Origin of the sequence: Colwellia sp. M166, from assembly GCF_024585285.1 — a bacterium.
GTDB lineage: Bacteria > Pseudomonadota > Gammaproteobacteria > Enterobacterales > Alteromonadaceae > Cognaticolwellia.
In genome coordinates, this window is sequence record NZ_CP040755.1 from 1,488,188 (window position 1) to 1,508,400 (window position 20,213).

The 20,213-nt window shown below is 38.5% G+C and carries 17 protein-coding genes; 11 read left to right on the forward strand and 6 right to left on the reverse strand.

Features of this window, described 5'->3' with window-relative positions:
- Nucleotides 1–138: 138 nt before the first annotated feature.
- Together FGD67_RS06780 and FGD67_RS06785 are read right to left on the reverse strand one after the other, a co-directional pair.
- On the reverse strand, nt 139–1,536 hold the full coding sequence (locus FGD67_RS06780) for a heavy metal sensor histidine kinase (RefSeq protein ID WP_257174288.1): 1,398 nt from the start codon (nt 1,534–1,536) through the stop codon (nt 139–141).
- Nucleotides 1,526–2,212: a heavy metal response regulator transcription factor gene (locus tag FGD67_RS06785; protein WP_257174289.1), complete on the reverse strand. Its 687-nt coding sequence runs from the start codon at nt 2,210–2,212 to the stop codon at nt 1,526–1,528. Before FGD67_RS06785 ends, FGD67_RS06780 begins: the two co-directional genes overlap by 11 nt.
- A 166-nt stretch (nt 2,213–2,378) precedes the next feature.
- On the opposite strand from FGD67_RS06785, the gene FGD67_RS06790 reads away from it, so the two are divergent.
- The 7 genes from FGD67_RS06790 to FGD67_RS06820 all read left to right on the forward strand — a co-directional run bounded on the left by FGD67_RS06790 (nt 2,379) and on the right by FGD67_RS06820 (nt 8,164).
- The gene (locus FGD67_RS06790; RefSeq protein ID WP_257174290.1) at nt 2,379–4,181 is read left to right on the forward strand and encodes a copper resistance system multicopper oxidase; all 1,803 of its coding nucleotides are present in this window, start codon (nt 2,379–2,381) and stop codon (nt 4,179–4,181) included.
- A complete protein-coding gene (locus FGD67_RS06795) occupies nt 4,178–5,041 on the forward strand; it encodes a copper resistance protein B (RefSeq protein WP_257174291.1) in 864 nt (287 codons plus the stop codon). Before FGD67_RS06790 ends, FGD67_RS06795 begins: the two co-directional genes overlap by 4 nt.
- Before the next feature lie 188 nt (nt 5,042–5,229).
- On the forward strand, nt 5,230–5,514 hold the full coding sequence (locus FGD67_RS06800) for a hypothetical protein (RefSeq protein WP_257174292.1): 285 nt from the start codon (nt 5,230–5,232) through the stop codon (nt 5,512–5,514).
- An 83-nt stretch (nt 5,515–5,597) separates the two neighbouring features.
- A complete protein-coding gene (locus FGD67_RS06805) occupies nt 5,598–6,131 on the forward strand; it encodes a cytochrome c (RefSeq protein ID WP_257174293.1) in 534 nt (177 codons plus the stop codon).
- Nucleotides 6,132–6,167: 36 nt separating this feature from the next.
- Nucleotides 6,168–6,653, forward strand: a complete 486-nt coding sequence (locus tag FGD67_RS06810; protein ID WP_257174294.1) for a nuclear transport factor 2 family protein — start codon at nt 6,168–6,170, stop codon at nt 6,651–6,653.
- 41 nt (nt 6,654–6,694) lie between these two features.
- On the forward strand, nt 6,695–7,198 hold the full coding sequence (locus tag FGD67_RS06815; protein WP_257174295.1) for a nuclear transport factor 2 family protein: 504 nt from the start codon (nt 6,695–6,697) through the stop codon (nt 7,196–7,198).
- Nucleotides 7,199–7,345: 147 nt separating this feature from the next.
- Complete coding sequence (locus FGD67_RS06820; RefSeq protein WP_257174296.1) at nt 7,346–8,164, forward strand: formyltransferase family protein; 819 nt, start codon at nt 7,346–7,348, stop codon at nt 8,162–8,164.
- A 587-nt stretch (nt 8,165–8,751) separates the two neighbouring features.
- Here FGD67_RS06820 and FGD67_RS06825 read toward each other — a convergent pair.
- On the reverse strand, nt 8,752–10,284 hold the full coding sequence (locus FGD67_RS06825; RefSeq protein ID WP_257174297.1) for a hypothetical protein: 1,533 nt from the start codon (nt 10,282–10,284) through the stop codon (nt 8,752–8,754).
- A 4-nt stretch (nt 10,285–10,288) separates the two neighbouring features.
- A complete protein-coding gene (locus tag FGD67_RS06830) occupies nt 10,289–11,188 on the reverse strand; it encodes an ABC transporter ATP-binding protein (protein WP_257174298.1) in 900 nt (299 codons plus the stop codon).
- A gap of 1,203 nt (nt 11,189–12,391) precedes the next feature.
- Between FGD67_RS06830 and FGD67_RS06835 the strand changes: the two genes are divergently transcribed.
- The 3 genes from FGD67_RS06835 to FGD67_RS06845 all read left to right on the forward strand — a co-directional run bounded on the left by FGD67_RS06835 (nt 12,392) and on the right by FGD67_RS06845 (nt 14,838).
- Complete coding sequence (locus FGD67_RS06835) at nt 12,392–13,240, forward strand: TIGR04219 family outer membrane beta-barrel protein (protein WP_257174299.1); 849 nt, start codon at nt 12,392–12,394, stop codon at nt 13,238–13,240.
- A gap of 248 nt (nt 13,241–13,488) precedes the next feature.
- On the forward strand, nt 13,489–14,073 hold the full coding sequence (locus tag FGD67_RS06840; RefSeq protein ID WP_257174300.1) for a TetR/AcrR family transcriptional regulator: 585 nt from the start codon (nt 13,489–13,491) through the stop codon (nt 14,071–14,073).
- A gap of 150 nt (nt 14,074–14,223) precedes the next feature.
- Nucleotides 14,224–14,838: a phospholipid-binding protein MlaC gene (locus tag FGD67_RS06845; RefSeq protein ID WP_257174301.1), complete on the forward strand. Its 615-nt coding sequence runs from the start codon at nt 14,224–14,226 to the stop codon at nt 14,836–14,838.
- Between the two features lie 58 nt (nt 14,839–14,896).
- Here FGD67_RS06845 and FGD67_RS06850 read toward each other — a convergent pair whose 3' ends face one another.
- Both FGD67_RS06850 and FGD67_RS06855 read right to left on the reverse strand, forming a co-directional pair.
- Nucleotides 14,897–17,389, reverse strand: a complete 2,493-nt coding sequence (locus tag FGD67_RS06850) for an acylase (protein WP_257175082.1) — start codon at nt 17,387–17,389, stop codon at nt 14,897–14,899.
- A gap of 550 nt (nt 17,390–17,939) precedes the next feature.
- Entirely contained in the window at nt 17,940–18,887 is a 948-nt protein-coding gene (locus tag FGD67_RS06855; protein ID WP_257174302.1) for a LysR family transcriptional regulator, read from the reverse strand.
- A gap of 140 nt (nt 18,888–19,027) precedes the next feature.
- Here FGD67_RS06855 and FGD67_RS06860 point away from each other — a divergent pair, with 140 nt between their 5' ends.
- A complete protein-coding gene (locus tag FGD67_RS06860; protein WP_257174303.1) occupies nt 19,028–20,209 on the forward strand; it encodes an efflux RND transporter periplasmic adaptor subunit in 1,182 nt (393 codons plus the stop codon).
- Nucleotides 20,210–20,213: the final 4 nt, after the last annotated feature.

Consider the following 20,213-nt stretch of genomic DNA (forward strand, 5'->3'; position numbering starts at 1 on the left):
GGGTGTGAAAATAACACTGATAGGCGCTTAAATAGTATGGTTGAGTAAATGAGCTTAACCCGAACTGGCGGGATTGGGTGTCGAGCAAAGAATGACAAGTCCGCTATAACGCCTCCAAGCTCAGAGTTAGCGCTCGTATTATCTTGTTGCTAGTGATAGAAAAACGTTGAAACATGTTTTTTCATCATTTGAAGTGACATTGATTTTACCTGCATTCGTTTCAACTAATGCTTTGACAATGGCTAGCCCTAACCCTGCACCATCGCTATGCCGTTTCCTTGACTTATCCGGTCGATAAAAACGATCAAATAAATAGGGAATATGCTCTGCAGGTATCTTTTCTCCTGGGTTTATTACCGATATGCAAGCTTGCCCATCAATTGTTTTGTTAATGCTAACGGTAATTGATAAACCTTTTGCGGTATAACGCATCGCATTTGATAGCAAGTTTGATAACAATTGGCGAAAATGTAATTTATCGCAATAAAAAGCTAAATTGTCACCCTGTTTTATAAGCGTTATATTTGCCTCTTCAGCTAGTGCATCAAAATATTCAAATAATGCTGCTATCTCTGCATCACTATTTAATACTTGTTGTTCAGGTTTTATCAAGCCATTTTGAGTCTTAGCTAGCCACAACATATCGCTGACCATTTTGGTCAACCTATCTAGTTCCTCTAAGTTGGAAAATAATAATTCCTGATATTCTTCTAATTTTCTTGGTCTTGATAATCCAACCTGACTTTGTGTAATAATATTGGTTAACGGCGTTCTAAGTTCATGGGCAATATCGGTGGAAAAATTTGATAAGCGTAAAAATTCATTTTGTAGTCTATCGAGCATTAAATTAAAAGAACGCACCATATTAATTAATTCAGTAGGTACTTTCTCTTCATCTAACCTAATTTCAAAGTTATCACTTTGGATATCTTGCATTTTTTTACTAAGACCACGTAAAGGATTTAAGCCCTGATAAACCGCGAACCAAGCAGCTAGCAATACTAATAAGCCCAAACCGACCATAATAACCCACAGGCTTTGTTTAAATTGACTGAGAAACTGCATATGAAAACTCATATCAATAGCGACCGTAATCTTATAGTGGGCATACTTGTTTCTATAATCAGTAACTAACACTCTATAAGTCGACTTACCAACGTGATGCTTGATTATATTTTGACTATTAAAGCCAAGGGTCGTTGGTAAAGATATGCTTAAGTCGCTAAAGTCTCGAGTTGAATTGCGGTATATTAATTCTCCTGTTTGACTATTCACTTGAAAATACACGCCATGATGACCGACAACGGCTTTTGATAAAGAGGTCGTTAATTGCGCGGTTGTGTGGTGCAGTTGTGATAATGTCGCTTCAATTGAATGATTAATAACCCTAAGCTCTCCAATATCTTGCTGAGTAAAGTGATGGTCAATAGAGTTATTGATCAAAGTACCTATAAGGGTAAGGCTAAATACAACGGTTATGGCAACAAATAGCACCACCCTAAGGGTAATAGACATTGGTCTGAAATTAATTTTCATCAAATTCATCCTCTAATTTATAACCCATACCTCGCACCGTATGAATCAGCTTTACCTCAAAATCATCGTCAACTTTTCCCCTTAACCTGCGAATAGCGACATCAATAACGTTAGTATCGCTATCAAAATTCATGTCCCACACCTGTGAAGCGATTAACGAACGAGGTAAAACTTCGCCTTCGCGACGGAGCAATAATTCAAGAAGATTGAACTCTTTGTTGCTTAACAAAATACGCTTACCTGCACGCTGTATTTTGCGCTTGGGTATATCCATTTCTAAATCAGCAATGGTTAATATATCGGCGACTGTTTGTGTTCCCCTTCGACGAATAAGCGTGCGCACTCTTGCTAACACTTCAGCAAAAGCAAATGGCTTAATCAAATAGTCATCCGCCCCCAGCTCAAGCCCTTTGACTCTGTCATCGATACTATCGCGAGCAGATAAAAACATTACCGGGGTATCATTTTTTGCCTGACGAATAGACTGCAAAATTCGCCAACCTGAGACATCAGGCAACATCACATCTAAGATGATAATATCAAATAATTCGGTCATGGCTAAGTGATGACCATCTAGGCCATTACGTGCTAATGACACCTGAAAGCCAGCTTCACTTAAGCCTTGTTTTAAGTAATCACCGGTTTTAATCTCGTCTTCAACAACTAATAAACGCATACATTTCCTTTAATAAGTACTTAACCCGCTGGGCGGTTAACACTATGCAACATTAGTCCCAACAGCAAGATGACATTAAGATTACAACTTTGTCATGTTGGCGTCATGCCAATGACAGGTCTAACTCCTATACTTTGTGCATATTCTAATATAAAAGGCTATGGAAATGAGAGTTAATGAGTCATTACAACCAAGGTTATTACCAAGACGACGTTTCGTTCAAGGATTAATAGCGGGCGGCGTAATTGCTGCTTTCCCTAGTATACTCAATGCAACTTCATCTTTAGCAGCAACCATTATCGGTGATACGCCTGAATTAAGCGGCAAGGTTATTGATTTAGTGATCGCAGAATCACCGGTTAACTTTACTGGTGTTGTCCGTATGGCTACCACCATTAATGGCTCTATTCCTGCCCCAACCTTACGTCTTAAAGAAGGCGATGATGTCACTATTAGAGTGACGAATAAGTTAACCGTACCGAGCTCAATTCACTGGCATGGCATAATTTTACCCTACCAAATGGATGGCGTACCCGGCATTAGTTTTAAAGGTATTATGCCGGGTAAAACTTTTGTCTATAAATTTAAACTCCAACAAAGTGGCACTTATTGGTATCACTCGCACAGCGGTTTTCAAGAAATGACCGGTATGTACGGTGCTTTAATTATTGAGCCGAGAGAAAAAGATATTATTAGTGCCGATAAAGATCATGTGATTTTGCTATCTGATTGGACTGACGAAAACCCTATGGATGTGTTTGGTAAATTAAAAGTGCAGGGTGATACCTACAATTTCAATCAACCAACTGTGCCTGAATTTTTTGATGATGTCGCTAGTTCCAGTGTAGCTAATGCCTTACAACGTCGAGAAATGTGGAATAAGATGCGAATGAATCCTACCGATCTTGCTGACTTATCCGCATCAACTATGACGTTTCTCATGAATGGTAGCACCCCAATGGCAAATTGGCGTGGACTATTTAAAAGTGGTGAAAAGCTCAGACTAAGATTTATTAACGGCTCAAGTAATAGTTTTTTTGACCTGCGCATACCAGAGCTAAAACTAACCGTCGTGCAAGCTGATGGACAAAATATTGAACCGGTAACTGTTGATGAATTTCGCTTTGGTCCCGGAGAAACTTACGATGTTATTGTCGAGCCAAAAAATGATGCTTATACCATTTTTGCACAAAGTATAGACCGCTCTGGTTATGCCAAAGGTACGTTGTCGATAGCGCCGAGTATTGACGCTCCTGTACCGTCACTCGATCCTGTTGAATGGTTAACAATGACAGATATGATGGGGAATATGGCTAATGGCGGCGAACATAGTTCAATGTCAGGTATGCAGGGTAATGCTATGGATAAAGGCGCTATGAAGCACGGTGCTATGGCGATGGATCACAGCAAGCATGACACGGCTGAAAACCCTTTAGCGATTGCTAGTAGAAAAGTTCGTCATGCTAAAACTGAATATGGCGCCTCAGTCGATATGCGAGTTGATATGCCAAGAACAAACTTGGATGACCCAGGTATTGGCTTGCGCAACAATGGTCGTCGCGTATTAACACTTGCTGATTTACACTCACTTGATGGTATCACTAACACCCAAGAGCCTAAAGCTGAAATTGAGCTGCATCTAACCGGTAATATGGAACGTTATAGCTGGTCATTTGATGGTTTAGAGTTTGGTAAAAGTACGCCTGTACACATGAAACATAACGAAAGAATACGGGTTATTTTACAAAACGACACCATGATGACGCATCCAATGCACTTACATGGTATGTGGAGTGATTTAGAAAATGAGCAAGGTAACGTACAAGTACGTCGTCACACCATTCCGGTTCAACCCGCACAGCGGATCAGTTTCTTAACCACACCACACGATGTCGGGCGATGGGCGTGGCACTGCCATTTATTATTTCATATGGATGCCGGTATGTTTAGAGAGGTGGTTGTATCATGAATAAATTTACTTTATCTAAAGCTATTAGCTATGGGCTTATCATGAGCTTGCCGTTATTAAACCAACCAAGCTTCGCACAAAGTGAGATGCCGGTAATGAGCAAGCAAAAAATGCAAGCTCAAGGTGGTGATGCACCAATAAATGCAAGAGATCCCCACGCGTACGCAGCTGGCACCACGTTAACTCAAGGCCCTTATGCATTAACTGATGGAAAAAGACTAACGCTTGCTGACGAATATAAATTTTATGCGCTATTAGGCGATCGGCTGGAATATAACGAACAAACGGATGCCACGGTGTTTGACTTTCAAGCATGGTATGGCACCACCTTTGACCGGTTAGTTGTAAAAACGGAAGGTGATATCAGTAAAGGTAAGCTTGAGGAAAACCAAACCGATATTTTATGGGGCCATGCTATTTCTGCGTATTGGGATACCCAAGTAGGATTGCGCACTGATTACTCTAAAGAGGGTAAAAATCGTCAATGGCTAGCTGTTGGTCTGCAAGGTTTAGCCCCCTATTGGTTTGAGCTTGATATGACCGCATATTTAGGGGAAAAAGGTAATAGCGCGTTTACGCTTGAAGCCGAGTACGAACTATTATTGACACAAAAGTTGATTGTACAACCACGCGCTGAAATCACCTTTTATGGCAAAGACGATGAGCAAAATGAACTCGGTAGTGGCTTATCGAGTAGTGCGATTGGTTTTCGTGTCCGTTATGAGTTCACTCGTCAGTTTGCTCCCTACCTTGGTGTTGAGTGGACAAATACCTACGGTCGAACCGCCGATTATGCAAAATCAAACGAGCTAAGCAGTAGCGAAACAGAGTTTGTTGCCGGCATCAGGTTTTGGTTCTAACTAATCGGTAGAGTAAAATCAGCCCATCATAAGAGTGAATTAACTAAGGTGGCATATCAACACTATAGCTGAGCTTAGCTGATGAATTTGAACATGAATTAGATACAAAAATAGTGTTAAAAAAAGCGATGTCGCTTTGAGACATCTACACAAAAACCCAATAGAATTTATCAAACTAGGAGTCAACCATGAACACCTTAACAAAATTAGCTTTAGTATTAATACCGACAATGACCTTATCAATGTCGGCGTTGGCACACGACCCATCAATGCATGTAAAGAAAGCTGAAAAGGCAGATTGTAGCAAAATGGATCACAGTAAAATGGACATGAAAAACCCTGTTGCAATCGCCATGATGAAAAAATGTATGCAGCAGTCGAAAGCTGATCAAAATGCAATGAAAGATATGGACCACAGCCAAATGAAGCAAGCTGAGCATGAAGCCGCTAAGAAAGATGAGCATAATCATTAAATCATCTTAATTAGAAACTTAGCGCTAATGCCGGCAGCCACGCGCTAAGTAACTTTTAGTATCTCATCCTTGAAAGGAATTTTATGAAAATCATTAAATTATTATTGTTACTTGTTGTTTTAGCTATAGGCTCAGTCGCTACTGTGATGTACTCCGGTATTGTTGATGTCGCCGCCGATAAGCCACACAGTGATGTTGTCTATTGGCTGTTAGAGGAAACCAGAGAAAACTCTATTCGCAAGGCGGCAGAAAATATCATAGTTCCTGATTTAAGTGCACCTGAGTTATTACTAACCGGTGGCACTGATTATGAATATATGTGTTCCAGTTGTCATCTAAAACCCGGCCAGAGTGACAGTGATATGAGTTTAGGCTTATACCCTGCGCCACCTAACTTGACTGTATCGAGTGAAGAACATATCGGCCATGAGCATGGTGATGGTAATGATGCAGCTCGGAGAAATTTTTGGATAATTAAGCACGGCATTAAAGCCTCTGGCATGCCTGCGTGGGGCAAAACCCATGATGATCAGCGTATTTGGGCAATGGTAGCTTTTATCAATCAGCTACACACCTTAACACCAGAACAATATCAAGTGTTAACAGCGATAGATTGATGGTTAGTTGCAATCAATAAAACAAAAGAGAAAGAAATGAAAAATATACCAATTATTATTAGCCTGATTTCGTTTATGGCACTAACTCTGAGCAATAACTCAATTGCACATGCTAGTGATACAGAGAGTTCAAAAAATCATGAAGTACTGTCAGTATTAACAACGGATGCAGGCAAAGCCGTTACTCAGTTTCATCAAGCAATACAAGCAGGAAATAAAAAAGAAGCTCGCTCTTTTTTAGCTGATAATGTCATCATTTATGAAGGTGGACGGGTTGAACGTTCCGCTGATGATTATGCCAATCATCATATGCTCGCCGACATGAAATATTTAGCCGATATAGATATAGAAATACTTGAGCATGAGGTTAGCGTGCTAGGTAATATTGCCTATTCTACGTCTAGAACAAAATTAACAGGGGACGTTAAGGGCAAACAAATAAACAGCGAAGGTATGGAAAGCATGATCCTTCAAAAAATAGAGAGTAAATGGAAAATTGTACACATCCACTGGTCTCATTAGTAAAAAATAAAACAACAATAATAAATAAAGGATAAACAAATATGAACAAATATATGACGGCGCTATTACTACTTGTTGTCAGTTTTTTTACCATTGCTCATAATGATAAAGCGCATAGCGATAAAGACATACAAGCAATTATTACAATTATCGACGGTATTAAATTTGGCTGGGAAAATGGTGATGGCACGCCTTTTAGAAAAAATTATCTGAATTTTCAAGGTGCTAGATATATCGAATCTGGCGGTCAAAACCCAGGGTTAGACAGTTTAGTAAATCATCATGTTGAACCTGAAAAAGACGCAATGGAATACCTCAAATTAGACTTTTCCAACATAGAAGTAACATTTGAAGGCAGTGATAAAGATTTTGCCTGGGCTATTGCTGATAGTGAAGTGCAAGGAAAAGTTAAAAACTCAGGTAAAGTATTTGATAAAACGGGCTATCAAACCTTTTTATTTCGCAAGATTGACGGTGACTGGAAAGTTATTCACACCCATTCATCAACTCGCGATAAGCAGCCAAAAGCCCCCCATAAACATTAAGCAATAATATCTTAATAGAATTGATGCAGCTAACACTTAGGTTTTAGCTGCTTCCTGGTAAAAATTACATAGAGCCAAGATGTATAGCGATGATGATCATCGCTATACCCATCGAGGAACACTATTTTGAAATAAAGAAAAAAGCTTATGAAAGTAGTTTACTTCGGAAATAATTTATTTTCTTCGTGTTTAAAGTATTTGTTGGATGAAGAACACCAAATATTGCGAGTATATAAAAATAGTTATGCGCATGATTCATCTATTATCGATAGGTTATGTGAGAAAAGTGATATCACTATTTGTGAGCACAAACCTGACTTAACTGAGCTCAATGATTTGATCTCTTTAGGGGCAGAAATGTTCATAGTTGCTGAATATGCTTATTTACTTCCTGATACCAATGTGAAATATGCCATCAATATACATCCGACATTATTACCCGAAGGACGGGGACCTACTCCTTTACCGTATTTAATAAAAAGGCCTGGATTTTCAGGAGTGACTATCCACAAAATCTCTAATAATTTTGATTCTGGGGATGTTATTTTACAAGCTAAAATACTGCAATCTGCCAATGAAAGCCTGACTACGTTAATGATAAAAATACACCTTGAATCTGGCAGGTTATTGAAAGTTTTTCTTGAAAACATTAATAAATACTACAAATCTGCTAGCCCGCAAGTGAATCACTCCTATTGGTCAAAAATTGAGATGTCAGAGAGAGTTTTAGATTGGAATGCACCAATAAATGAAATCAAAATACAGAAACGATGCTTTGGCCATATAGGCCTAATTGTAAAATTAGATCAAACTTTATGGGTGGCATCTCATCTAGAGTTCATAAATTGTCAGCATACCTCGCAACCTGGAGATGTAGCTTTTGAAGACCACAGTTTATTGGCCATCAACGCATTAGACGGGATAGTCTGTATACATAAACGGTCTATGTTTGCGATGCCTGTATAATAAAATTTTATTGTTAGTTATATCATTAACTTGAGCAGATAATATTATCAGTTATATACCTTAATATCATCGTTTACTCATTATACTTTGCTTAATTGATATTGTGTCATTGCTGAGAGTTACACTTGTACTATTTCCAATAATTCTGGGGCATACTATAAAAGTCGATGCCTAGTGACTGCGCCTATTTTCAGCTCACAACTTCTCTTTAATACTGAAACCTTCGCTACATTGCAGGCTTTACCACCTAAGATTCAACGTAAATGCTGATTGTATTTCGCATCTCTAATATATAAGGAAGACCCAGAAAATTAGAATACTTTACTGGCTTAAAGCTTTTAGTCATTTACTTCATCTAATTAACGATCACATTAGAACAAGTCAGCCCTTATCAACATTCCCTTTTATCCCATTTTTAGCGTTAAAACGTTGATAAATAGCCCTCTATTGATAAATATTTTGCCTTGATAATATAATAAGATATTGATGGCGCATATGGTTATTTTAGCTTTGCAAAAGCTATCATATACGTCATTGATTTAATTTGAACATCAAGAAATTATCATTCAAAGTTCAGCTTACATAGATTAACCTGTGCTTTTAGCACTAATCGTTAACATGAGTAAGCTTACTGAAATAGCGATAAAATAATAAGGCACGCCTGCCTGCCAACTTGCTTGACTATTAACACCAAAAAAATCGACATATAATGCGGTTTGAATGGGTCCCATGTACCAAAGTGCAGGGTAAAGCACTTCAAACGTCCGTTTTGTGCCAGTAAACGCGCCACAAAAATAGGCAAGTGATACGGTAAATGAAATGGCGATAATCAATTGCACGAGCAACAACCACTCAGTACTGCCAGTGAAACGGACAACGCTGCCCATACTTGCTAAAGCTAATAATATCCATGCCGCACAATAGCAGGCAAAGCTTTGTAAAATGGATGATTGCTTACTGTATGTGATCAACTCAGAAGTATTAGCTTGTTTTTCTAATTGCCCTAGCTGAGAGATCACCAACACACACCATAACCACGAAATAGGTAAAACAAGGCTAATAAGCAATTTTTGACTGATAAACAATTGCACGATATTTAACACCAGTAAACCGATAAACCAATACACTGAATGACCTTTAAGTATTAATTTTAACTCTAATCGTAACAGGCGGGTAAAGGCAAAATGCTTGCTTAAAGCAACAAAAAACCTATCAAGTTGGCCACCCACTTTAGTTTTTAAGGTGAAATTTAACCATGAAGTTGGTTTATTTTCAGGTATGGCGTTTTGGCTAAAACGATCAAAAAATAAATAGGTTAACGTTAAACAACTAAGACAAATAAAAAATAAAGGCAGTGCTCCCCACAGGTGCATTATTGTCGGCTCTATGCCTTGCCAAACAAAAGTGTTTATTTCATTGGCTTCATTACTGATACTTACCCCGATATTGGTCCCACCTTGCTGTAATGGAAAACGCTTTACAACTTCGGCATCTAATTGGTTGAGCAATGCACCGATCCCAGAAGCACTTTCAATGGTTTGAACAATAGAGCCAATCCATAAGAAAAAATAAAGCACGTTACCTAACCCGCCTTTAAGCCACTTAATTGACTCAAACATTAGCGCGATAGCGGCAATAGCTAATAACATAGGCAAGACAAAAACTAGCTGTGGCCAGGCTAACGCCCAAAGGTTTATGTGATAACTCTCGCCATAATAAAGCTGGATAGCAATACTACTCAATAGCATAACCAGCACAATAGAAATCAAAATAACGACACTGGTGCACCATTTAGCTAATAAAAATTTTAGCTTACTAATAGGCGTAGCGGCGATGAGTTCGCCGGTCATTGATTGTCGGTCTAATTCAAGGGCATTTTTAACCAAATAAAAACAGATAACAGGTAAAAACAAAACGTTCATCATAGCTAGGCATACACCAAGCCAAGCGCTATTGTAGCTCCCCCGATAACCATTGATCACTAGCGTTTGATAATCAGCATCCGGAGAAGGGAAAAAAAGTAATGTTAATACCGACATCGCCAAAAGTGTAACTACAAAGCTCTGCTGGCGGGTCCGTTGTTTAAAATCAGCATTGATGCATTGCCATACTTGATTCATTAACTTACCCTCGCATAGCCAGTGCGGCCGGTCGGTTACAGGTAAAGTAAAGGTAAGCATCTTCTAATGACGGTGCTCTTGAAATAGCTCTTGCATCAGGACAATAGTCAGCAACAATATTAAGTTCAACCATGGTTTCTTTACGCACACTATGGCTAACAATGAATTCATGCTGGCACTGTTTAAGTTCACTGAAATTGACCGTTAGTTGCCAGCATTTATTGGCGACTTTATGTTGAAGTGTATTGGGTGATGCTGATTGAATTAAATGCCCTGAGTGCATAATCGCAATGCGATCTGCAATTGATTCAACATCTGTCACTATATGCGTAGAGAATAGTATGCAACGTTCACCTGCCAACTCGGTTAATAACTGGCGAAAATTAGCACGTTCTTGTGGATCTAGGCCAACGGTTGGTTCATCAATAATCAGCAACTTGGGATCATTAAGTAAAGCCTGCGCAATACCAATACGCTGTTTCATACCACCAGAATAGCCTTTTAATGACATATGCGCAGCGTGCGTTAGGTTGAGTTTATGAAGCAAAGCTTCAATGGTCTGATCTGCTATTGATTTATCTAATCCTTTTAAGCTAGCGATGTATTGCAAAAACTCGATGCCTGATAACTGATCATATACCCCAAAATATTGTGGCAAGTAACCCAATTCATTCCTCAATATTTGAGGTGACTTAATAATATCTTGCCCTTGCCAAAAGATATTTCCTTGGGTTGGTTTTGTAATCGTTGCAAGAATTCGCATCAGGCTAGATTTCCCTGCACCATTTGGACCTAACAAACCCAAAATTCCTGGCTCAACTTGCAGTGACAGTGAGTTGATTGCAAACTCAGTATTTTTGCCACTCTGATATTGATGACTAAGTGATTGAATATCCAATAACATTATACTTCCCTTATAAATTAAGATTCAGTTACTGAGCAAAAACAACGCCATAAATAACTCATTGAAATTAAAAAAATTAAAAGCACTGCAACTCAAGAAATAGAAAGAAATGGTAAATTTAACTAACTATTGGTGAAGTAAGAAAAAGTGATGATGAAAATAATAGTCATTTTTCATAGTAATCTACTAAGCCCAAAATTGACTAAACGCTGGAAGGTTATAAATAATGATAAACGCGTCACGTGATAAGAAAAATCAGCATTTAATTTACATTTTTTGCGGCGCCGGTATGCGGCTGTACATAATTTTTGAGATTGCCAATCACCAAGTGAAATTGAGGTCTGACGAATAGTCTTAACCATAAGGAGCATTTTTTTAATGAACAATCTGTATATTTTAAGGACGGTTTAGCCACCCAAACGATTATTAAAAATCTTAATCAACCCGACTAGTCTTCCTACAGAGTAGACATTATTACACTTTAATAAAATCTAGATTTTAGACACTAAATAAACATGTTATTTTAGGCTAGAAGTATTTAAAAGTGGCACGTTGACTATCAACTAATTGCCTGTGCTTGAAATATATAATTAGGTATCTCTGTGTAAATCTACACAGTCAATTACAACGATGACTAGAAGTGATGATTAATTAGCACTTGATGCGCTCTGAAAAAGAAATAAATTCATATACTGAACCTATTATCAACAATAAATAAGCTTTTTATTAATAACTTACGCAAGATCATTATAAACTGAATTTATAGAACAAGTAGCGATCAGAGCAAGGCATAATGAGCATATTGGTAACTCAATATGAGCGCTACTTTTCTGAAAAATTTTAATTAATAACTGACTCTTGCATTGAGCACTGTAAAAGCAGGGATCACTTAATGTTTAATATAATGCGAAGGATAGCGATGGCACTATTTAAACTAAGCGACAAGCAAGTCAGCTAGATGGCGTGAAAAAATGGCAGGACTAGACGATGATTGCCATTCAAGCTTATTAGATTGTGGGATTAAATACCCTAACTATTCGATATAAACACTTAATTAATAAGCTTTTATTAACTTTAATCGTCATATGAACTACAATCGAACATCATATAAATCGCTCTTTTATGAGCACTTGTGATTATAAAAGTGATGCTAAATAGTTAAAACATGGAATATAGCCATTGGTAAATAAGGAGAGTAACTCGATGAAAAAAACGGCTTTGGCAGCAACGCTTGCTATGCTTTTTACGGCTAACGTACAAGCAGCTTTTACTTTTACCCCAAAAGCAAATAATAAGGTTGGTTTATATTTGGGCGGCCAAACTTGGCAAAGTGAAGCCAGTGGTATTTTGGGTGAAAAAAATACACTAATTGATTTCAATCTAAAAAAAGAACAGCAAAATAACTTCTTTGTTGCCATTGTACATCCTTATCCTTTACTCCCTAATGTTCGTATCTCAAGTACTACAATTGCTACCACAGGTAGAGCTAATTTAACGCAAGTATTTAGCTTCGGCGATGAAACTTTTCTAATTGATACTGATGCTAATGCCAATTTTAACGTCAGTTATTTGGACTACACCTTATATTATGGGTTATTTGATAACGACTTATTTTCATTTGATTTGGGTTTAAGCGCGAGAGATTTTAATGGTGCTGTTATTATTACAGGGCAAACAATTATTGATTATGATGATTGCCTACAAACATCGCAAGGCAACCCTTGTCCATCAACATCAACATCAAGTTCAGTTACTCCTACAGGTAAAATAAAAACCGACGAAATTGTACCTATGCTGTATGCAGCTACCAACATTAGCTTGCCATTAACAGGGCTAAGTTTATTTGCTCAAGGGGATTTTTCATTGATAGATGACCATTCACTTTTTGACTATCAAGTTGGTCTAAATTACAACCTAGCTTATATCAGCAAGATGGATTTTAATCTGGCCTTAGGGTATCGAGTCATGAAAATCGAGTTTGAAGATTTACATAATTTAGATACTGATCTTGAATTTAAAGGTGCTTTTGTTGGCGTGATTGTGCACTTTTAAAGCTTAATGTCTAAAGTCTGGTAAAAGTTAGCGTGCTGAAATGAACTTCCATAAGCAACAATGAGCTTAAGCCGTATCTTTCAGCTCAATATCCCGCCAAAAATCCGATCCAGCTTCATTAGAAACCTTCTAGTTCTATATTGGAATGATCAGGAACAAACTTAATAAACTTGGTATAAACTTTACAACCGACCTACCGGTCGGTTAAACTAACACTATTATCATTTTCGCTGCTTTAAGATAAATTCATGAGAGATGCTGAACAAACCCGTAACAAAATACTTGAGATAAGTGCTGATGAAATTCATAAAAAGGGTTTCACTGCCACGAGCTTATCTTGTATTTTAGCGCGTTGTGAAATATCTAAAGGTGCGCTGTATCATCACTTTTCTAATAAGATGGAGCTTGGCTATGCGGTATTTGAAGAAGTATATGCGCCTGCTTTTATTGCACTTTGGCAACCACCAGTAGAGTCTGAAGATCCAATTCAAGGTTTATGCGACTTTTTCAGTTCAATGTCTAAAGAGATGACTTGCGATGAAATCATTTGTGGCTGCCCGCTAAACAACCTCTGCCAAGAAATGTCTGGCGTTAATGAAGGCTTTCGTATTCGTATATTAGCGATGCAACAACAGTTAAACTTATTAATCGCCACTAATTTGTCACGAGTTAGCAAGCAGCTAAAACCTGATCTAGATTTTAGTCAAGTCGCCTACTTTATTGTTTCAACCTTTCATGGCTCTTCAAGTTTAAGTAAGAGTACATTAAATAAAGAGCTTTTTGACAAAGTCATCAAAGAACTTTGTCGCTATCTTCAACAGCTCAAAGCTTAATAACCATTAATTACGTCTTGAGTTAACACTTCTTAACACTTTATCTTCTATCTTAATCCTAAAAGTCATTTACAGACCGTGCGGTCGGTATGTATAATAGCTAGCAATATAAATACCATCACACTTTAACGTTATTTCGCAAGGATCGTCATGAAACAGCTCCTAATACTTCTGGTATTACTTACTGGCTTTATTCAAAATAGTATTGCAACTGAGGCTACGCCATCAGTTTCTCCCTATCAAGTTATCGAAGTAACAGGTAATAGTTTGTTTACTAGAATTGCCAATAATCAAGAGGCTTTAAATAAGTTTCCTGAGCTAATGCGAGATATTGTCGAAGAAGAGTTAATGCCGTCAGTAGATTATCAATATGCAGCATTTAAAATTTTAGGTAAACATTTGAGAAAAACCACCCCTGAGCAAAGGGTAAAGTTTATTACGGCAATGCGTGCATATTTAGTGCGTACTTATGCTAACGCATTAACCCAATATAAAAATCAAAAGGTCTTGTTTGAACCTGAAACTAATTTAAAAGCAAACGCCAGATCTGCTTCGGTTGATGTCAAAATAGTCGATACTGGTAAGCCAGATATCAAACTAACATTTCAAATGCGCAAAGATAGCAAGACACAGCAATGGAAAGCCTATGACATGATTGTTGAAGGAATATCTTTAATTAGCACTAAACAATCAGAGTTTAATCGCAAAATATCAGATTTAGGCTTAGATCAAGTAACTATCGAACTTGCATCAATTACTAAATAAATTATCTGTAAACAAAGAGGCCAGCATAAATGCTGGCCTCTTTGTTTATAGCTGCTAACTAATTACTCGATACTGTCGAAGTAATCGTCATTTCTGACACTTTATTTGCTTCTATATCGGCCTCAGTAAAACGTAAAGGTCTAAGTTGAGGTTGCTGTGAATATAATAAAGTTTGATCTAAGTTATGATCACTACCATATTCACTAGATTGAGAGTAAGTCAGTAAACCACGAGCAACTGGACCATCATCAGTAAAGTTAACAACAGTCATCCAACTACTACCGCTATTAATATGATAGCCTGCAGAGTCTGCGCTCAAAGGCGAATCCATATTTTGTGCTGAGTAATTATGTCGACGCAATAGCGTGCCGTCATTGATAGTCATGGGGCTAAAAACATTAAAGCCACCTTCAATATTATGCGCCCCGGCCCATGGAATTTTCACGCCTGAAGCACTACCATCTGGTAAGCTTCGTTCAACAAATTGCACGCTACCCAGTGTGGCATCCAAGGCAAAGCCAGCAGATTCAACATTAACAATAGCTTGAGTAAACTGTTCAAGGGTAGTCGTATTATTCACTAAGCCTTTTGGTGTTGTTGTCGCACTGTCAACAGCAAAGCCTTGTTGCCATTGAGGGTTTTGAGCAAACAAAAAAGCAAACTCTCTAAATAAATGTGCAGAGCTACTGTTTTTATTCATTGTGCCATCCCAAAGCGCCAGCGCTGAACAACCACTACTAATATCTATATTGCCTGCTCCAAGAACAACAGCTGTACTTCCTTGTGCTTGGCAAATAGACAATAACTCAGCGAGAATATCTTCAGCTAAATAACTACGATTATTTAGTAAAGCTAGTTCAAGCTCTTGCAGATTAAATAAGCCATCACTGCCGGCACTATCAGCTAGTAGTTTATGTGCCATGCGTGATCGTAACGATTGCTCATTTTCAACTTTTCCATATAGCGGTGAAATACCGGTTATTGGTGCATTAAGATTAGTTAACCAGAAACTATCATTAGAGTTTTGTACATAATCAGTACCTGAATACTTAGGTGCATTTGCATAAGGCACAGCACGTTCAAAATCGAATGCCGATAAGAAACCGGGTAATATTGTAAAGCCGGCGGCTTGCTTAGCACCAATAAGTAAAGGATTGGTAGTCATTTCCTTGAGCGCAATATCAGTTAAATAAGGCACGGGAGAGTCATCAACATAATAAACATTTCCCTCGCTATCTGCTGACATCGTGTTATTAAAAATGACACCATCATAATCTTGGAAAGCTTGTTCAAATTCGGCAATATTACCGGCTAAATTCATCGCCAACCAATGATCAATAATATCCACATTGCCTAAGTTCACATCTTTAATCGCAAAAGCACTGCCACCAGGTCCCCATTCAAAGCTACCGGGGATAATAATCATAGGGCCATGATGTGTTGAATAACTTTTTTTGGCTAATTTAATGGTTTGCCCTGGCGCTACAGCAACATCAATAACAAATTCTTTTTGCGTAATAACACGATTAACACCATCAATTACTTGCGACATTTGTGCGGGGTCATTGGGATTCAATGTTAGTTGATAAACCACAAAATGCTCTGCTGAAGAGAAAGTATGTGTCCAAGCAACATGTTCATTAAAACCAATATTAACAACGCCTGGCATACCTGTTAATGAGCCCCCCATGACATTTAAGTGCTCAGGAATAGTGATATGAAACTGCCAAAAACGTAAATTACCAGTATGGGGGAAATGCGGGTTAGCCAGCACCATACCCTTGCCATTTTCAGTTTTATCTTTGCCTAAGCCCCAACCATTTGAACCTAAATCACCTGGATTTATTGCTGGTAGTTTCACTATTGGTTTGGCGTTAACTTGGTAGCCACTAGCATTAACACTTTGTTGGTACGGTATATAATTTTCTCCAGGAGGAGCAGCGAGAAACATCGGTCCAAGAAAGTTTGCTGCACCGGGTAACAAAGCAATTCCCAGAGAATACGTTAACACATCAATATCAGTTATCGGTTGCACCCAAGGCATATTAGCGCAGGCACTATCGATATTGCTAACACCGGTATCGGCCAAGTATTTATTATAGCCTTGAGCATAACCAGACAATAATGCCTGACTATTAGCGGATAAGGCGTTAATATTTTGCTCTGCGTGCTTTCTAATACCCAAGGTTAAGAAGCCAAAATCATTAATTAAATGTTCTGAATCCCCTGAAGCGGCAATTAAGTCCGGACCTAAGTATTTTGCGCGCTGAGAGTTATATTTAACAATTTGATCAGCCAAGATACAGATATTATCCTTTGCGAATGCATAACCAACCCCATAAGACATGCTTTCAAGGTTATCTGCCGTAACGTGAGGCACACCATAATCTGTCCAGCGAATATTGGCTGTTAGAATACCGTCGTTATCAAATGAAGGTACTGGAGTAACCACCGTAGGGGGTAGTGTTGGCTCTGGAACAGTAGGCGCTGGCGTGCCAATATAAGTATGTTCTCCACCACAGGCGGCGAGCAAACAAGCTAAACTGAACATTGCTAATGGTGTACGTAAGTATTGAAATGAATATGTCAAAATAAACTCCCTGTCATTTAACGATTATTATTTTATTTTTACAGCCCTAGAACTGAGTATAACAACAATAGTTGCATAATAATCAACCAACCACAAACACTCATTTATTTGAAAAAGTCACAACGCTAGCAAGCGATTTATGCCCAGTTCATATGCAGACCAATAAGAAAAATCAACCTACAAAGCGATATAATACCAAGTTTATTAAGTTGGTTCCCAATCAGAGCTTAGTAAAATTGGTATTAGCTAATTTTGGTGATTACACATAGCCTCTTGGCTTGTCTTGAAAAAGCGTCAATATTTGTGGGTTACAGGATCTAGGTACTTAGCGTGAGCAGGACGCGGTAAGCTGTGCTTAATATGCCTTTGGAGTAAGCAAACATTATATCAAGCGCCTAGATTGCCAACTTTTTCAAACACAACAGAGCGATAAAATGAAAGAGCAACAACCCCTAGTATCGTGTATACCCTTAGAATATTAAATACCGAGCAATAATCACGGTTTTTTGGGTCAACCACCTTGATATAAACGCTCAAAGTTAGGAATATTAGACTCCCAAATAGGAATATCTTTACCAATATATTCACGAACGGCATCCAGAAATAATCGCGTTCTTACCGGTAAATCGCGATGCGGGTAAATCGCATACATAGCACTGTAATCTAACAACTTTAAGTCTGGAAGGATCGGTACTAAATGACCATCGGCCACTTCACTACCAACAATAAATGCAGGCATAACAACGAATGCGGTGCCTGAAAGTGCTTTTAATAACAATATTTCACCATCGTTCGCGCGAAAAACACTTTTCATGTTTTTTTCAACTCTCTCACCGTGCTCATCAAGGTACTTAATTGTGGTAACACGTAAAGACGTACTGGTATAGTTCGCCACCGGCAATAACGCTAATTCGTCTATATTTTTCGGCATACCATAAGTATCAATAAACTCAGGTGACGCTAGAATAATCATGCGATTACGGGCGAGTTTGCGCGCGATCAGTGTCGAATCTTTCGGTTCACCGACACGAAACGCTAAATCAAAGCCTTCTGCAACAATATCCATCACACGATCATCTAAGCGCAATTCAACTTCAACTTGCGGAAAACGTTTTTGAAAGTCATTGATCACGGGCTGTAAATAACGCTTAGCAATAATTGTCGATGACGTTATTTTTAAAACCCCACGCGGCTCTTGATGGTAGTTTTCAGCTAATCTAACCGTTTGTCCTAATAACTCACGCAGCTCTCGGGATTTTTTTATCATTTCCGCACCTGCAGCGGTGAGCGAAAAAGACCGAGTTGTTCTATTCAACAGCCTTACGCCTAAGTCATCTTCAAGTCGGCTGATTTGTTTTGAGATCACTGAACGGTCAATATTACGACTTGTTGCTGCACCAGCAAACGAGCCGTGTTCAACAACATCTAACAGCATGAGTAATCGACTGGTGATATCCATAATTTATTTTCAGTAAATTTCAATTGGTGCAATATTGGCACTAATGAATTTAAAAATCTATGCTTTTTTTGCACATATTAGTTCCGTATCATGCACGTCATGAATTTAAGTAATATCAATATGGGCAAAAGAGCACCACTATGAATAAAACATTAATTATTGTCGCCATTCTCACTATCAGTTTAGCTATTACCGGTTGTACTGATGAGTCAGCGCAAAAATCTGCACAACAACCACTACAACCGATTGATGTTGCACAGGTATTAGTGAAACCAGTACAAAGCTGGCACACCTATACAACACGTTTAGAGTCACCTGAAGAAGTGGCACTGATGCCACGCGTATCAGGCGTTATTGATCAGATAACTTTTAAAGAAGGCGATGATGTAAAACAAGGCGATTTATTATTTCAACTTGATGACCGCCCTTTTGCCGCAGTAGTCGCTAGCTTAGAAGCACAAATTCTCAGTGCTAAAGCGGCCTTAAATCAAGCAAAAAGTGAAGCAAAACGTGCTATACGCTTAACAGAGCGAAATGCCATATCAACAGAACAAGCGCAAGCTCGCACCTCAACTTTACATCAACGTGAAGCACAATTAGCCGCATTACAAGCCCAGCTAACTTCTGCACAACTTGACCTAGAGTTTACTGCCATTCGTTCACCTATTGATGGCGTAATTTCACGCGCTAACATCACCCGTGGTAATAACGTGCTTGCTGGCCAAAGCGTACTCACGTCAATTGTTTCTAATAATGAAATGTATGCCTATTTTGATATTGATGAACGCACTTGGAATAGTTCATTTGCTAATGTCACTGCTACTAGCAAGCAACAAGTAGTTATGCAAAAAGTAGGTGAGCAAAGCTTTGCTCATGAAGGTTATATTAATTTCATTGATAACCGCATTAACGCGTCAACCGGCACATTGCGTGTACGGGCAATTTTTGAAGGCGAACATGAGCAAATAAACGACCAGTTACGAGCCGGTTCTTTTGCTCGTATTAAACTGGCGGCTAATGCCATTACTGAGCAAATTATTGTGCCGGAGCGTGCCATAGGTACAGATTTAAAGAATCGTTTCGTACTAACTTTGGATAAAAACAATGTGCTTGCCTACAAGTTAGTTGAAATCGGCGAGCGTTACGGAAAACTCCGTGCTATTACATCAGGTTTAAGCGAAGGCGATATTATTGCTGTTAACGGTCCAGCGCGTGTTGGTCCTGGCATGCCTGTTAACCCGAATACCGTCACCATTGATAGCACGGATATCGCATTTACTTTATCTACATTTGACGATGCTAGCCTTGTTGCTAAGTACTAAGAGC

Coding starts and splice junctions, on each gene's coding strand:
- FGD67_RS06780 (WP_257174288.1), bottom strand. CDS start 1,536: ATGAAAATTAATTTCAGACCAATGTCTATTACCCTTAGGGTGGTGCTA.
- FGD67_RS06785 (WP_257174289.1), bottom strand. CDS start 2,212: ATGCGTTTATTAGTTGTTGAAGACGAGATTAAAACCGGTGATTACTTA.
- FGD67_RS06790 (WP_257174290.1), top strand. CDS start 2,379: ATGAGAGTTAATGAGTCATTACAACCAAGGTTATTACCAAGACGACGT.
- FGD67_RS06795 (WP_257174291.1), top strand. CDS start 4,178: ATGAATAAATTTACTTTATCTAAAGCTATTAGCTATGGGCTTATCATG.
- FGD67_RS06800 (WP_257174292.1), top strand. CDS start 5,230: ATGAACACCTTAACAAAATTAGCTTTAGTATTAATACCGACAATGACC.
- FGD67_RS06805 (WP_257174293.1), top strand. CDS start 5,598: ATGAAAATCATTAAATTATTATTGTTACTTGTTGTTTTAGCTATAGGC.
- FGD67_RS06810 (WP_257174294.1), top strand. CDS start 6,168: ATGAAAAATATACCAATTATTATTAGCCTGATTTCGTTTATGGCACTA.
- FGD67_RS06815 (WP_257174295.1), top strand. CDS start 6,695: ATGAACAAATATATGACGGCGCTATTACTACTTGTTGTCAGTTTTTTT.
- FGD67_RS06820 (WP_257174296.1), top strand. CDS start 7,346: ATGAAAGTAGTTTACTTCGGAAATAATTTATTTTCTTCGTGTTTAAAG.
- FGD67_RS06825 (WP_257174297.1), bottom strand. CDS start 10,284: ATGAATCAAGTATGGCAATGCATCAATGCTGATTTTAAACAACGGACC.
- FGD67_RS06830 (WP_257174298.1), bottom strand. CDS start 11,188: ATGTTATTGGATATTCAATCACTTAGTCATCAATATCAGAGTGGCAAA.
- FGD67_RS06835 (WP_257174299.1), top strand. CDS start 12,392: ATGAAAAAAACGGCTTTGGCAGCAACGCTTGCTATGCTTTTTACGGCT.
- FGD67_RS06840 (WP_257174300.1), top strand. CDS start 13,489: ATGAGAGATGCTGAACAAACCCGTAACAAAATACTTGAGATAAGTGCT.
- FGD67_RS06845 (WP_257174301.1), top strand. CDS start 14,224: ATGAAACAGCTCCTAATACTTCTGGTATTACTTACTGGCTTTATTCAA.
- FGD67_RS06850 (WP_257175082.1), bottom strand. CDS start 17,389: ATGTTCAGTTTAGCTTGTTTGCTCGCCGCCTGTGGTGGAGAACATACT.
- FGD67_RS06855 (WP_257174302.1), bottom strand. CDS start 18,887: ATGGATATCACCAGTCGATTACTCATGCTGTTAGATGTTGTTGAACAC.
- FGD67_RS06860 (WP_257174303.1), top strand. CDS start 19,028: ATGAATAAAACATTAATTATTGTCGCCATTCTCACTATCAGTTTAGCT.